The following is a 12,944-nucleotide window of genomic DNA, read 5'->3' as shown; positions in this document are numbered from 1 at the left end:
GTGCCCGGGTGGGTCGCTTCATCGCCAGCGTGTTGTGGGCTGCGCTGGCGGTGTTCCCTGCGTGGGCGGGCGATCCGGTCCCGGCCGTTCCGGCGCCCACCGTCGATCGCCGCATCGCCATCACCTTCGACGACGTGCCGTGGGTGATGTTGCGCAACGCGCCGCCCGCGGACATGGCCGCCGAGCACGCGCGCCTGATCGCCGCGCTCAGGCAGGCCGACATCCCGGTCATCGGCTTCGTCAACGAAGGCCTGCTGTATTCGGACAACACGCTGCGGCCCGAGCGCGTGCGCATGCTGAAGGACTGGCTCGACGCCGGCTTCGCGCTCGGCAACCACACGCGCTGGCACAGCGACCTCAACGCCGTCGGCCCGCGCCGGTTCAAGCACGACATCCTGGATGGCGAACGCCTGCTGCGGCCGATGCTCGCCAAGCGCGGCCTGAAGCTGGAATGGTTCCGCTATCCGCTCCTGCGCACGGGCGCCACACTCGAAGCGAAGCACGACGTGGACGCGTTCCTCGCGAAGCACGGCTATCGCGTCGCACCGGTGACGGTGAACAGTTCGGAGTGGGTGTTCGCGCTGGCCTATCGCAACGCGATCGCCGCGCACGCGCCGGAGGACACGCTGCAACGCTTGCGCGCGGACTACATCGCCTACATGCAGGCCAAGTTCGTGTACTACGAGCAGCGGTCGGTCGACCTGCTCGGGTACGAGGTGCCGCAGGTGTTGCTGGTGCACGCCAACGAACTCAACGCCGACACCTGCACCACGCTGGTCGCAGCGCTCCGCGCACGGGGCTATCGGTTCGTCACGCTGGCCGAGGCGACGCGCGATCCCGCGTACCAGCGGCCCGACACCTACACCGGCGCCCTCGGCACCAGCTGGATCCATCGCTGGGCCAAGACCGAAGGCCGCCCGGACAGTTTCTACTTCGGCGAGCCGCGCACGCCGAAGTGGATCATCGAACTCGCCGGCGTCTCCCCGTCCTTCGAGTAGACGCGGGCGATCGCGCTTACTGGATCGGTTCGTCCAGCATCAGCTCGCGCACGAAGCGCACCGGCGGCGCGCCGTACGACAGCACCTTGTCGTGGTAGGCCTTGAGGTTGAACTTGTCGCCTTCCTTCGCTTCCACGGCCTTGCGCATGTCGAAGTGTTCCTGCACGCCGACGAAGTACGTCGGCAGCTGCGCGGACGTCAGGCGCGCGCGCGTCCACTTGCCCTCGGCTTCGCGCTCCTGCTGGAACGCCAGGCGCGTCATCAGGTCCATGGCCTGCTCGTGCGTCCAGTTGTCGACATGCACGCCTTGGTCGAGGATCGCGTTGGCGATGGTGCGCAGGTAGAACTTCAGCTGCACCAGGCGGAACAGCGGATCGTTGTTCATGTAGCCCGCATCGGCCATCAGGTCTTCGGTGTAGACGGCCCAGCCTTCGGCGAACAGGCCGGAACGCAGCACCGCGCGCAGCGTCGACTTGTTCTCCGCCGAATGCGCGCCTTCCAGGTAATGGCCCGGCATCGCCTCGTGGATGGACAGCAGATGGATCATGCGCGAGTTGTATTCGCGCAGGAACGAGTCGACCTGCGCCTGCGACCAGTCGTCCGGGATCGGCGAGATGGCGTAGTAGGTGTCGAGGCCCTTGTCGAGCGGGCCGGGCGAATCGCAGTACGCGACCGACACGCCGCGCTGGAATTCCGGCATCAGGATCACCTTTACCGGCGTGGTCGGCACGGTGACCAGGTCCTTCTCGCGCGTGAACGCGGTGGCCTGCGCGAGCGCGGCCTTCGCGGCCTCGACGACGTCCTCGCGTTTCGGACGATCGGCGTACGCGAGTTCCAGCGCGGCTTCGATCGCCTTCTGCTTCTGGTCTTCGCTCGGCTGCGCGGGCAGGGCGGGCGCGTTCGGCTTGTCCTTCAGCACGGTCTGCGCGATGCCGTACATCTCATTGCGCACGCGCGTCATCTCCGACTCGGCGCGCTGCTTGATGTCGGCGCGCGTCAGCGAGGACATCAGCGCCATCTGCAGCTTTTCGTCGTACAGCTTGGCGCCGATGCGGAAGTCGCCCTTCGCATTCGGGACCAGCGTCTTGTCGAGCCAGGTTTGATTCTCCGCGACGGCTTTCTTCAGGCCTTCGACCGCGGCATCCAGCGCCTTGCGGTCTTCGCCCTGCAACTGGCCGGCGTTCGGCGTGATGAAGGTATCGACCAGGCTCAGCACGCCGGCGTTCTGCTTCGACACGGTCTCGGCATGGATGGCCGGCACGCGCGCGGGATCCAGGTTGGCGCGCATCTGCGCGAAGATCGCGGGGATCTGCTGCATGCGCAGCGTGGCGTGCTTGAGGCGTTCGGGCATTGGCGCGAACTCGCGCGCCATCAGGCTGTAGATCGCGCCGCCGGCGAGGCTGTTGTAGACCTGCGGATCCCACGCCCACGACTGCTGCGTCTCCATGCCCCAGATGTCGGACTTCAGCTGGTTGCGCAGCAGCAGCGCGTCGACCTGGTTTTCGCGCGACAGCGTCTTCGCATCGATCGCATCGAGTTCGGCGAGCATGCCCTTGCTGAAATCGACCACGCGCTTGCGGCCTTCGGCGCTCAGGTCATCGACCTTGTCGTCGAAGCGATGGTCGCCCACTTGCGTGGCGGTGACCGGATTGAGCGCGAACCAGCCATCGAGCCAACGCTTGGAGAGATCGGCGAACTTCGCATCGGCCTGCGCGGTGGACGCGGTGGCGGCCGGTGCGTTGGCGGTCGGCGCGGTGGGCGCCTGGCCCTGGCACGCGGCGAGCGTGGCGGCGAGCAGGGCGGCGGCGCACAGGGTTTGCAGGGTCGGGCGTTTGGGCGGCAGGCGCATCGGTCGGATTCCCGGGCAAAGAGGCGCCGAGCATAAGCGGGCACGCGCCGGCGCGCATGGGCCTGCGGTAGGCTGCGGCGTCCCCGGGGAGGAATCGCACGCATGCTTCGTTCGTTCGCTGCCGTTTCGTTGATTGCGCTCGCGTTGGTGGCCATACCGGCCCAGGCCGCGTGTCCGCCCGAGGGCCAGACGAAGGAGTCGTTGCTCGCGTTGAAGGCCCTGCAGTTCACGCTGCCCGATGCTGCGGCGCGACAGGCGCTGGCCGAAGGCCTCGTCGATTGCCTCGGCGACCCCGATCCTGCGATCCGCGATGGCGTGGCGTACGAAGCGCTCGCGCATTGGATGCGTGCGAAGGAGATCGATGCCGCCGGCCTGCGCAGCCTGCGCGACAAGTTGTACGTCGCGTTGCAGGGCGATGATCCCGAAGGCTTCCGCCGTCCGTTCGCCGCGCTCGTGTTGTCGGAAGTCGCGCGCACCGATCGCATCGCGCCGTGGATGACGCCGGAAGAACGCAACGCGATGATCGATGCTGCGGTGCGCTTCATGCCGTCGGTCACCGACTATCGCGGCTTCGACGAGAAGGAAGGCTGGCGCCACGGCGTCGCGCACGGCAGCGACTGGCTGCTGCAGCTCGCGCTCAATCCGGCGCTGGATCGCAAGCAGGCGGACCGCATCCTCGAAGGCGTGTCGTCGCAGGTCGTGCCACCGGCGACGCATGCGTACGTGTTCGGCGAACCGGGACGCCTCGGAAGGCCCGTGCTCGCGATCGCGCATCGCGGATTGCTGACGCCGGCCGAATGGGAAACGTGGCTGTCCGCGTTCGCGCCGCGCCTGGGTGCGGAAGAGAAGCGCTATCTCGACGCGGGCTGGCTGGCGAAACGCCACGACCTGCTCGCGTTCCTCACCGGCCTGTACCTGGAAGCAGACCAGAGCACCGATCCGCAATTGCAGGCGCTGGAGCCGCCGATCGTGGCGGCATTGAAGACGGTGCCCTGAACTTCAGTCGTCGTCGCTGCTGAATTCCGCCAGCACGTCCAGGTCGAACGCCAGCGCTTCCACCGTCTCGCGCACCTTGCGGGCGGTCGAGTCGTTGGGCGCTTCGATCTCCACCTCGTGCACGTCGCCGCCCGAATGCAGTTCGCTCAACCCGGCCGAGCTGGAATCGGCGTCGTCCATGTGCGGCATGAGGTCGGCGACCTCTTCCACGTGTTCGATGCCGTCCAGGCTTTGCAGCAGGTTGATGATCGCGCGCGCATCGTCGTCGCTACCGGTGATACGCAGTCGCAGGTTGGGCATCGCGGCATCTCGAAAGCGGAAGATGCCGCGAGGCTAGGCAGCGGAAAGCTAAGCGGGCGTGATGGCCCGCGCCCTCACGACTTCGGCGTGCGCACCGGGAGCGGTACGTTGCACAGGTCGATGTGGCCGGCGGGGCGCTTGTACCAGTCGTCGCGGCGGTTGCGGCGCGACTCGACGATGGTCGCGAACGTCTTGCTGTCCGTGCGCAGCAACTGCAGTTGCGTGCGGTCCTTTTCCGGCACGTCGCGCGCCAGCCTGGAGGACACGATCGGCACGTACTGTTCCGGCTTCTCGTAGAAGCCCAGCGGCCCGGTGCCGCGCGGCAGCACGCTGAGCAACTCGATGCCCTGCACGACGCGCCCCACCAGCGTGATGTTGCGATCGAGCATGCGCGGCGACTGGCCCGTCACGACGTACAACGAGGTGCCGTCGCTGCTGTCGGCGGCGACGTCGCGGCCTGCGCCCACCATGCCGTAGCAATGCGTGAGCCAGGCGGTGTCGGTCTTCGGATCGCGCGCGGCGGGGAAGCCATCGACGAACCCGACCTGCGGCGCCCAGCCATCGGAATCCTTCAATTGCACGAAGGGCAGGCCCGTGGCCTTGCGTTCGAACTCGGCGGGCAGGTGTGGTTTCGCCGAGCCGATCGGCTTCTTCTGCTGCGACTTGTCGTCGTCGGTGGGATCGCCCCATTGCACGACGTAGTTGTCCTGCGAACGGATGACGGACAGGCCGTCCCAGTATTTCTCCGTCGCGAGCGTGCTGATGTTGGCGACGTGGTTGGGGGCGAAGGCCTTCGCCAGTTCGATCACGACGCGGCCGGTGGGCAACTGGAGATAGAGCGTGCGGTCGGGGTCGAGCGTGCGCCAGTCGCTGGCCGGGGAGGCGTCGAGGATCTCCTGCATCGACGGCACCTTGGCGGGCTTCGCGGGTTCGGCGGCGGAGACCGTGCCGATGGCGAGGGACAGCGACAAGGCGAAGGCCAGGGGCTTGCAGCGCATGCGGCGACTCCATTCGAAGGATGCGGCCGAGTCTACCGAGGGGCCCCGCATGCGGAAGTGCGCAGTCATGACTACCGGCACATCCGCTATACCGAATTGACCACTAGTCTCCACTTCAACCTAGTGGACCCACCCCCATGGACCGCGACCTCCTCGACCAATCCCTCCGCAAGTTCCAGCGCGAGCTGAGCGCCGGCACGGTGTCGCTGGCGCTGCTCGCGGTGCTGGCGGCGTCCCCCGGCCCGATGTACGGCTACCAGATCGCCAAGACCCTCGAGCGCAGCGGGGAGGGCGTGCTGAGCGGCAAGCAGAGCGCGCTGTACCCGGTGCTGCGCAACCTGGAATCGGCGGGGTTCCTGCAAAGCCACGTCGAACCCTCCGTCAGCGGCCCGCCGCGCCGCTACTACGGCATCACCGCGGACGGCCGCACCGCCCTCACCGAATGGGCCGCCGCCTGGCGCGCCACCCGCACCTCCGTCGATTCCGTGCTCGAAGGACTCCTTCCATGAACGCCGCGCTCCCGCATTCCATCCCCGAATACCTCGACCAGCTGCGCGCCGCGCTCGCGGGTGCGGATCCTGCGCTGGTGCAGGACGCGCTGTACGACGCGGAGGAATACCTGCGCGCCGAACTCGCGGAAAACCCGTCGCGCACGGAAGCCGAAGTGATCGCGTCGGTCGCCGGCAGCTACGGCGCGCCGAACGAAGTCGCCGACATCTATCGCGACACCGAAGTGAAAGTGCAGAGCGCGCTGCGTCCGCCGCAGCCCGTGCGCCGCGAGACCGCGCTCGGCCGGTTCTTCGGCGTCGCCGCCGATCCGCGCACGTACGGCGCGTTGTTCTACTCGGTGCTCGCGCTGGCGACCGGCACGTTCTATTTCACCTGGGTCACGACGGGCATCTCGCTGTCGGTGGGCCTGGCGGTGCTGATCATCGGCATCCCGTTCGCCGTGCTGTTCCTCGGCTCGGTGCGCGTGCTGTCGCTGGTGGAAGGCCGCATCGTCGAAGTGATGCTGGGCGAACGCATGCCGCGCCGCCCGCTGTACTCGGCGCGCGGGCGCACCGTGTGGGAAGGCATCAAGGACATGTTCACCGACCCGCGCACGTGGTCCACGCTGCTCTACATGTTCGCGATGCTGCCGCTGGGCATCACGTACTTCACGCTGATCGTGACCCTGCTGAGCACGGCGCTGGCCTGCATCGCGGTGCCCCTGCTGCTCGGGTTCGGCGCGTTCGACAACTGGTACATCGACCACTGGGACGTGGGCGGCGACTGGTTGCACCCGTGGCAGATGCCGCTCGTGTTCATCGCCGGCGTGGCGCTGCTGTTCGGCACGCTGCACCTGGCGCGCGGCATCGGCAGGATGCACGGCGCGATCGCGAAGAACCTGCTGGTCAAGAGCGCGCAGTTCGCCTGACGCACGTGGGTGCTGGCGGAATCAGAACGGTTTCGCCAGCACCAGGAACACGATGCCGACCAGGAGCAACACCGGCAGCTCGTTGAACCAGCGCAGCGCGCGCGAAGACGGCAACGGACGCCCGCGTTCCACGCCCTTCAGCCAGCGGCCCGCGATGGTGTAGTGCACGAGCATCAACGCAACGAGCAACAACTTGGCGTGCAGCCAGCCGCCCGACATGTGGAAGCCGAACCACAACGCCAGCCCGAACGCGAAGGCGAGCCCGAACATCACGTGGCCGAAGCGATACAGGCGCCGGCCCATGAGCACCAGGCGGTCGCGCACCGCGGGCACGTCGCCGGCTTCGGCGAGGTTGACGAGGATGCGCGGCAGGTAGAACACGCCGCCCATCCAGGCCATCACGAACACGAGGTGGGCGGTCTTGGTCCAGAAGTAGGCCATGGCGTGGCTCGGTCGGGGCGAATGCGCGATAGCATCGCACGATGCAGAAACGATACGACCAGGCTTACTTCGACCTTTGGTACCGAAACGGCGGCATCGGCGACCGCGCACGCCTCGCGCGCAAGGTGGCACTGGCGGTGTCGGTGGCCGAGTACCACCTCGAACGCCCGATCCGCACGGTGCTGGATGTCGGCTGCGGCGAAGGCGCGTGGCGCGCGCCGCTGCGCAAGCTGCGGCCCGACGCAACGTACCTGGGCTTCGATGCCAGCGAGTACGCGATCGCGCGCTACGGGCGCGCGCGCAACCTGCGGCTGGCGAAGTTCGGCGACTTCGACATGTTGCGCCCGTGCGCGCCGGTCGACCTGCTGGTGTGCAGCGACGTGCTGCATTACCTGTCGGTGAAGGAACTGGATCGCGGCTTGCCGGGTCTCGCCGAATTGTGCGGCGGCGTGGCGTTCCTCGAAACCTTCGCGCGCGAAGACCAGGCGATCGGCGACGAGCACGACTTCCAGCAGCGCTCGGCGGCGTTCTATCGCAAGCGCTTCGCGGCGCTGGGATTCGCGCAGGTGGGGTCGCATTGCTGGCTGTCGCCCGCGCTCGTGGAGCGGGCGACAGCGCTGGAAATCGGCTGACTCAGGGGCGGGCGAAGTCTTCGGGCTTCGGGAGTTCGACCGGCACACCGTCTGCGTTGCACGTGCCCGCTGCGCACAACCGCGCACGCAACGCCGGCGTGGCCTGCACGAGGAAGTGATACAGCACGTTTTCCTCGACGCTGCCGCGCACCGCCTCCGACCCCGGACCGCGCGCCCACACACCGACATCGTCGCCGCCGTGCGTCTCCGCGCCCATCGGGACCTGCGCTTCCTGCAGGTAATCGAGCGCTTCGGTGTCGACGTCCGACAGGTCCGGTCGCGCATGGCCCGGCGTCGGTGCGACATGCCCGGGGCCATTCGCGTAACCGAGCGTCGTGTACGGCAGGCCTTGCTTGTCGACGGCCCACGGGCCCGCGCCGGCGTCTTCGCCGCTGATGCCTTTCACCTTGCCGAGGATGGGATTGCCGCGCTGCGGATAGCCCGCGAAATACATCGTGTGCGCGTGGTCGGCGGTGACGAGGATCAGCGTGTCGTCGGCCGAGGTCATCTTCGCCGCCGTGCGCACCGCTTCGGAGAACGCCACGGTGTCTTCCAGCGCGCGACGCGCGTTGCCGTCGTGGTGCGCGTGGTCGATGCGGCCGCCTTCGACGAGCAACACGAAGCCCTTGTCGTTGCGCTGCAGGACGCGCAACGCGGCGGCGGTGAGTTCGGCGAGCGTGGGTTCGCCCGCGGCGTCCTTCGCGCGATCGGCGTCGTAATGCATGTGCGAGGGTTCGAACAGGCCGAGCAGGCGCGGGGCATCGGCGGCGTCGGCAAGTTGCCTGGCGCTCCACACGTAACGGCCATCGGGATGCGCGCGCGTCCATTCGGCGATGAGGTCGCGGCCGTCGCGGCGCAGGCCGTGTTGCTGCGGATATTCCGGGTCGGCCGCGGTGTTGGGCAGGAAGCGCGCGCGGCCGCCGGCCAGCGCGACTTCCGGACCATCGCCGAAGCGCGTTTCGATGAACTGGCGCGCGAGGTCGCGACAGCCCGCGGCCGCAGCGGCGGCCGGCAAGGTGCTGTCGTCTTCCCAGTTGCGATCCGGGCCATGCGCGTACACCGACGCCGGCGTGGCATGCGTGAGGCGCGTCGTGGTGACCACGCCGGTCGACAGGCCTGCGCTCTCGCCGAGTTCGAGGAAACTCAACAGCGTGTTCGCGGCCACGTCCTGGCACTGGCCGCGCTTCGTGCCTTGCCCGATGCCGATCACGCCCAGGCGCGTCTTCGCGCCGGTGGCGATCGCGGTCATCGTGCCGGCCGAATCGGGTGTCTGGTAATCGGTGTTGTAGGTGCGGCTGAGCGCGGTGTGCGGGAATTCCTCGAACGCGAGCAACGTCTCTTCGCCCGGCTGCCCCGCGCGCTGGCCCGCGAGCACGCGCGCGGCGGCGACGGTGGGCAGGCTCATGCCGTCGCCGAGGAACACGATGACGTTGCGCGCATGGCCCGACATGGCCCCATTGGCCGCGGCGCGCGCGGCGCCCGCGCGGTACCACCAGGCGGCGGATTCGCCGGCGGGACGCTGGATGGCGGGGACGTCGATGGCGTGCGGCGTCGTCGCGGGCGTGGCCGGTGCGGCGCTGCCGCTGCGCTCGATGCGCGCCACGGGCGTCGTGCTGCAAGCGGCGGCCAGCGTGGTGCACAACGCAATCAGGATCGGGCGCATCACGGGGTCCGCGGGCAAGGGCCGCCGATCATACGAGACCCGCGCGACCACACGAATCCCGACCCCCGCCATTTGGCACACCAGCGTTCCAGAGATGCACTCGCCGCGCCCACGCGGCCTCGGCTAAGGTCGCTTCCTCGAGTTCCGCCCTGGAACGTCCCCCGGTTGGTTTCGCGATGGCTCTGGTCTCGGCGTGGTTCCGCATTCCCTTCTGGCAGCGCGTGCTTGCCGGTTTCGCGCTGGGCGCACTGGCGGGCTGGCTGTTCGGCGCGGATGCGGAGCGCTGGTTCCAGCCGCTCGGCGACGTGTACGTCAACCTGATCAAGATGATCGCGATCCCGCTGGTGTTCTTCGCGGTGATCAACGCGGTGGGCGCGTTGCACGGACAGAAATCGATCGCCGCGCTCGCGGGGCGCACGTTCCTCTGGTTCGCGGCGACGGCGATCCTCGCGGTCGGCGTGGGCCTGGCGGTGGGGTGGGTGATCAAGCCGGGGCTGGGGGTCGGTGCGTTGTCGATCGCGTCCGATTACACCCCGAAGGACGTGCCCGGCCCGCTCGACGTGTTGTTCAACATCGTGCCGCAGAATCCGTTCCGCGCATTGTCCGCGACGGCGGCGGGCAAGACGGCCGACGGCACCAGCGTGATCATCCCGAGCAACGGCACCGTGCTGCAGGTGATCTTCTTCGCGGGGCTGATCGGGTTCGCCTTCGTGAAGCTCGGCGACAAGGTGACGTCGCTGCGCACGCTGGCGCGCGAATGCAACGAGACGATGATCCAGGTCACGCGCTTCGTGCTGGAGTTCACGCCGCTCGGCACGTTCGGGCTGATCGCGGGGCTGGTGGGCGCGTACGGTTTCGAGAAGCTGCTGCCGCTCGGCAACTTCGTGATCGCGCTGTACGTGGCGTGCCTGATCCAGATCGTGGTCGTGTACACCGGGTTGCTGCTGGCGCACGGGCTCAATCCGCTGAAGTTCTTCCGCGGCGCGGCGCCGGGCATGCAGGTGGGCTTCGTCGCGTCGAGCAGCTTCGCCGCGATGCCGGTGTCGCTGCGCGCGGTCACGCACAACCACGGCGTCGACAAGGATTACGCGGCCTTCGCCGTGCCGCTGGGCGCGACGATCAAGATGGACGGGTGCGGCGCGATCTATCCGGCGCTGGCGGCGGTGTTCATCGCGCAGTACTCGGGCATCGAGCTCAGCACGGGGCAGTACCTCACGATCGCGCTCGCGTCGGTGATCGGCAGCTTCGGCACCGCGGGCGTGCCGGGCACGGCGGTGATCATGGCCACGGTGGTGCTGAGCGCGGCGAGCTTGCCGCTGGAAACCATCGGCTACCTCTACGCGATCGACCGCGTGCTCGACATGATGCGCACGATGACCAATGTCACCGGGCAGATGCTGGTGCCGGTGCTGGTCGCGAAGGAAACCGGGTTGCTGGACCAGGCGGTGTACGACGCCGCGTCGAGCAACGTGGGCCTGGACGAGGCGAAGGAGGGCGCGTGAGCGACGACATCGTGTTGGTCGAGCGTTTCCCCGGCATCGACGATTACATGCGCACGCGCATCGCCGCGGGCATGCATCCGATGTCGCGCGAAGCGGCGACGCGCGCATTGCCGAACACCTTGTATGGCGTGCACCTGGCGCGCGACGGGCAGGTCGTCGGCATGGGCCGCATCATCGGCGACAACGGGTGTTTCTTCACCGTGGTGGACATCGCGATCGTGCCGGAACTGCAGGGTCGCGGCCTGGGCAAGCGCGTCATGACGGCGCTGGATGCGTGGCTGCAGCGCAACGTGCCGCCGTCGGCGTACGTCACGCTGATCGCCGACGGCGACGCCAAGTATCTCTATGCCCAATTCGGCTTCGTCGAAAGCGCGCCGGTCGCCGTCAACATGGAATACGTGATGGAGGCCGGCGGGGTGCGCAGCCACGCGCACCTGCACCTGTCGGATCACTGAGCGGCGCGCTGCTTCGCAAGCTCGGCGTCGAACTTCGCTTCCGCGGCATCGGCGTACGCCTTGCACGTCATCGGCTGTGGATGCGGCGCCTTGGTGTTTTCCGGCGTCCAGCCGCTGGCGTCGGCGTGCGGCGTCAGCAACAGGTCGCACGGCAACGCGCGGATCGTCGCGAACGTGCCCTTGTACATCTCGACGATGCGCGGGATGCGCGGATTGTCGATGAGCTTGTAGCCGGGCGCCGATACGCTGTCGACATACGCGATGCGCAGCGGCTTGCCGTCGCGCGTGTCGGTCCACGTCCAACTGGTGCTGCCCGGCGTGTGGCCCGGCGTGAAGTGCGCGGTGAGGCGCATCCCGCCGATCGACACGACTTCCAGGTCCTGCAGCAGGCGATCGGCCTGCGCGGGCGGATAGGCGATGTCGTCGCCGAAGTGGATGTCGTCGGTGCCGCCGCGCGCGAGCATCGTCGCGGTCTCGGCATTGGCGGCGATCTGCGCGCCGGTCGCGCGCTTCAGGCCCGCAATGGGGCCCGCGTGGTCGCCGTGCGCGTGCGAGGTGAGCAACCAGCGCACGTCGGACGGATCCACGCCGGCCGCGCGGATGTGCGCGAGCAGCATGTCCTTTGCCTGCGGCAGGCCGCCGTCGATGACGATCGCGCCTTCGGGCGTGGCGACCAGCAGCGCGGAAATGCGCGCGGTGCCGATGTACCAGGTGTGGTCGGCGATGCGGAACGGGGCGACGGGCTGGCGCCAGCTGTCGTCGGTTTCGTAGCGGCCCGATTGGGGGAGCAGGGCGTTCGGATCGGCCGCGGACGCAGCGAGCGTGGTGGACAGCAGCGACAGCGCGCACGCGCGCGCCGCGAAGGCGATGGGGGTCATGCGGGCTCCGGCAAGGTGCCGCGCAGCATGCGCCCGCGTGCGCGAACCCGGCAATAAGCGCGGAGCCCGGAACGAAGAAGGCCGCCTTGCGGCGGCCTTCGGACATCGTTGCAGCGTCTGTTACATCGCGACGCGGCGGCCCTGCATGAAGCGGCCGGCCCAGTAGGCATTGGCGAGGTTGTCCACGCGGACGACCTTGCCGCGGCTCGGCGCGTGCAGGAAGCGGCCTTCGCCGACATAGATGCCGACGTGGTTGACGCGACCGCGCAGGCCGAAGAACACCAGGTCGCCGGGGACGAGTGCGGTGCGCTCGACCTGTTCGCCGCTCTGCGCCATCTGGCGCGAGACGCGCGGCAGGTCCATGCCGAGCACCGAGCGATAGACGTAACCGACCAGGCCGCTGCAGTCGAAGCCGCCCTGTTCGGATTCGCCGCCCCAGCGATAGGGCGTGCCGAGCAGGGTCATCGCCTTGGACAGGACGCCCTGGATGCGATCGGTCAGGCCGGGGGTCTTGCTGGTGGCCTGGAGGACGGCGGCGGTGTCGAGGCCGTTGGCTTCGGCGAGGTCGCCGAACACCGGGCGCACGCGGGTCGACGGGACCGACGCGTTCGCCGAGGAGGCCACGAGGGTGGAACCACCCGCGATCGCCGCCGGCGCACCGGAGGTGCTGTCCTGGGCGAAGGCGGAAAGGCTGGTCGCGCACAGCGCGGCGCAGCAGAGAAGTTGGAAAGCACGCGTCCGGAGGAAGCGGGTGGCGGCTTGTGCTGTGGTCAGCTGGGTCGTCACTTGGTCATCACGGTTTCGAAGTCCGGGGG

14 protein-coding genes are annotated in these 12,944 nt (G+C 68.5%); 7 read left to right on the top strand and 7 right to left on the bottom strand.

The features are described 5' to 3' along the window. Positions 1–8: 8 nt before the first annotated feature. Entirely contained in the window at positions 9–998 is a 990-nt protein-coding gene (locus LYSHEL_RS02055; protein WP_341868565.1) for a polysaccharide deacetylase family protein, read from the top strand. Positions 999–1,014: 16 nt separating this feature from the next. Here the strand turns inward: LYSHEL_RS02055 and LYSHEL_RS02050 are convergent, their stop codons facing one another. Then, positions 1,015–2,847, bottom strand: coding sequence for a DUF885 domain-containing protein (locus LYSHEL_RS02050; protein WP_213435380.1), 1,833 nt, complete (start codon positions 2,845–2,847; stop codon positions 1,015–1,017). Positions 2,848–2,949: 102 nt separating this feature from the next. On the opposite strand from LYSHEL_RS02050, the gene LYSHEL_RS02045 reads away from it, so the two are divergent. Next, positions 2,950–3,843 (top strand): DUF2785 domain-containing protein, encoded by an 894-nt coding sequence (locus LYSHEL_RS02045; RefSeq protein ID WP_213435379.1) that lies wholly within the window; start codon positions 2,950–2,952, stop codon positions 3,841–3,843. A 3-nt stretch (positions 3,844–3,846) separates the two neighbouring features. Here LYSHEL_RS02045 and LYSHEL_RS02040 read toward each other — a convergent pair whose 3' ends face one another. Then, positions 3,847–4,143, bottom strand: coding sequence for a hypothetical protein (locus tag LYSHEL_RS02040; protein ID WP_213435378.1), 297 nt, complete (start codon positions 4,141–4,143; stop codon positions 3,847–3,849). 74 nt (positions 4,144–4,217) lie between these two features. After that, complete coding sequence (locus LYSHEL_RS02035) at positions 4,218–5,141, bottom strand: peptidylprolyl isomerase (protein WP_213435377.1); 924 nt, start codon at positions 5,139–5,141, stop codon at positions 4,218–4,220. 137 nt (positions 5,142–5,278) lie between these two features. On the opposite strand from LYSHEL_RS02035, the gene LYSHEL_RS02030 reads away from it, so the two are divergent. Both LYSHEL_RS02030 and LYSHEL_RS02025 read left to right on the top strand, forming a co-directional pair. After that, a complete protein-coding gene (locus LYSHEL_RS02030; protein ID WP_213435376.1) occupies positions 5,279–5,650 on the top strand; it encodes a PadR family transcriptional regulator in 372 nt (123 codons plus the stop codon). Continuing rightward, positions 5,647–6,558, top strand: coding sequence for a sensor domain-containing protein (locus LYSHEL_RS02025; RefSeq protein ID WP_213435375.1), 912 nt, complete (start codon positions 5,647–5,649; stop codon positions 6,556–6,558). Before LYSHEL_RS02030 ends, LYSHEL_RS02025 begins: the two co-directional genes overlap by 4 nt. A 21-nt stretch (positions 6,559–6,579) precedes the next feature. Here LYSHEL_RS02025 and LYSHEL_RS02020 read toward each other — a convergent pair whose 3' ends face one another. Next, positions 6,580–6,999, bottom strand: coding sequence for a CopD family protein (locus tag LYSHEL_RS02020; protein ID WP_213435374.1), 420 nt, complete (start codon positions 6,997–6,999; stop codon positions 6,580–6,582). 41 nt (positions 7,000–7,040) lie between these two features. Between LYSHEL_RS02020 and LYSHEL_RS02015 the strand changes: the two genes are divergently transcribed. Further along, positions 7,041–7,631 carry a class I SAM-dependent DNA methyltransferase gene (locus tag LYSHEL_RS02015; protein ID WP_213435373.1) on the top strand — a complete coding sequence of 197 codons (591 nt, stop codon included), beginning with the start codon at positions 7,041–7,043 and terminating at the stop codon, positions 7,629–7,631. A 1-nt stretch (position 7,632) separates the two neighbouring features. On the opposite strand, the gene LYSHEL_RS02010 is transcribed toward LYSHEL_RS02015, so the two are convergent. Then, on the bottom strand, positions 7,633–9,294 hold the full coding sequence (locus LYSHEL_RS02010) for an alkaline phosphatase family protein (RefSeq protein ID WP_213435372.1): 1,662 nt from the start codon (positions 9,292–9,294) through the stop codon (positions 7,633–7,635). Between the two features lie 176 nt (positions 9,295–9,470). Between LYSHEL_RS02010 and LYSHEL_RS02005 the strand changes: the two genes are divergently transcribed. Continuing rightward, a complete protein-coding gene (locus LYSHEL_RS02005) occupies positions 9,471–10,796 on the top strand; it encodes a dicarboxylate/amino acid:cation symporter (protein ID WP_213435371.1) in 1,326 nt (441 codons plus the stop codon). Positions 10,797–10,867: 71 nt separating this feature from the next. Then, on the top strand, positions 10,868–11,251 hold the full coding sequence (locus tag LYSHEL_RS02000) for a GNAT family N-acetyltransferase (protein WP_213437509.1): 384 nt from the start codon (positions 10,868–10,870) through the stop codon (positions 11,249–11,251). Here LYSHEL_RS02000 and bla read toward each other — a convergent pair. Then, on the bottom strand, positions 11,245–12,129 hold the full coding sequence (gene bla, locus LYSHEL_RS01995; RefSeq protein ID WP_213435370.1) for a subclass B3 metallo-beta-lactamase: 885 nt from the start codon (positions 12,127–12,129) through the stop codon (positions 11,245–11,247). The two genes, LYSHEL_RS02000 and bla, sit on opposite strands and share 7 nt — an antisense overlap. A gap of 120 nt (positions 12,130–12,249) precedes the next feature. Beyond that, on the bottom strand, positions 12,250–12,915 hold the full coding sequence (locus LYSHEL_RS15950; RefSeq protein ID WP_244858629.1) for a C40 family peptidase: 666 nt from the start codon (positions 12,913–12,915) through the stop codon (positions 12,250–12,252). Positions 12,916–12,944: the final 29 nt, after the last annotated feature.

The sequence above is a fragment of the Lysobacter helvus genome (genome assembly GCF_018406645.1).
Classification (GTDB): domain Bacteria; phylum Pseudomonadota; class Gammaproteobacteria; order Xanthomonadales; family Xanthomonadaceae; genus Noviluteimonas; species Noviluteimonas caseinilytica.
The sequence above is the reverse complement of the archived record's forward strand: the minus strand, read 5'-3'. Positions and strand labels throughout refer to the sequence as shown.

Bases quoted from the DNA above. Each gene is read 5' to 3' on its own strand.
- LYSHEL_RS02050 (WP_213435380.1), bottom strand. From the start codon at position 2,847: ATGCGCCTGCCGCCCAAACGCCCGACCCTGCAAACCCTGTGCGCCGCC.
- LYSHEL_RS02045 (WP_213435379.1), top strand. From the start codon at position 2,950: ATGCTTCGTTCGTTCGCTGCCGTTTCGTTGATTGCGCTCGCGTTGGTG.
- LYSHEL_RS02040 (WP_213435378.1), bottom strand. From the start codon at position 4,143: ATGCCCAACCTGCGACTGCGTATCACCGGTAGCGACGACGATGCGCGC.
- LYSHEL_RS02035 (WP_213435377.1), bottom strand. From the start codon at position 5,141: ATGCGCTGCAAGCCCCTGGCCTTCGCCTTGTCGCTGTCCCTCGCCATC.
- LYSHEL_RS02030 (WP_213435376.1), top strand. From the start codon at position 5,279: ATGGACCGCGACCTCCTCGACCAATCCCTCCGCAAGTTCCAGCGCGAG.
- LYSHEL_RS02025 (WP_213435375.1), top strand. From the start codon at position 5,647: ATGAACGCCGCGCTCCCGCATTCCATCCCCGAATACCTCGACCAGCTG.
- LYSHEL_RS02020 (WP_213435374.1), bottom strand. From the start codon at position 6,999: ATGGCCTACTTCTGGACCAAGACCGCCCACCTCGTGTTCGTGATGGCC.
- LYSHEL_RS02015 (WP_213435373.1), top strand. From the start codon at position 7,041: ATGCAGAAACGATACGACCAGGCTTACTTCGACCTTTGGTACCGAAAC.
- LYSHEL_RS02010 (WP_213435372.1), bottom strand. From the start codon at position 9,294: ATGCGCCCGATCCTGATTGCGTTGTGCACCACGCTGGCCGCCGCTTGC.
- LYSHEL_RS02005 (WP_213435371.1), top strand. From the start codon at position 9,471: ATGGCTCTGGTCTCGGCGTGGTTCCGCATTCCCTTCTGGCAGCGCGTG.
- LYSHEL_RS02000 (WP_213437509.1), top strand. From the start codon at position 10,868: ATGCATCCGATGTCGCGCGAAGCGGCGACGCGCGCATTGCCGAACACC.
- bla (WP_213435370.1), bottom strand. From the start codon at position 12,129: ATGACCCCCATCGCCTTCGCGGCGCGCGCGTGCGCGCTGTCGCTGCTG.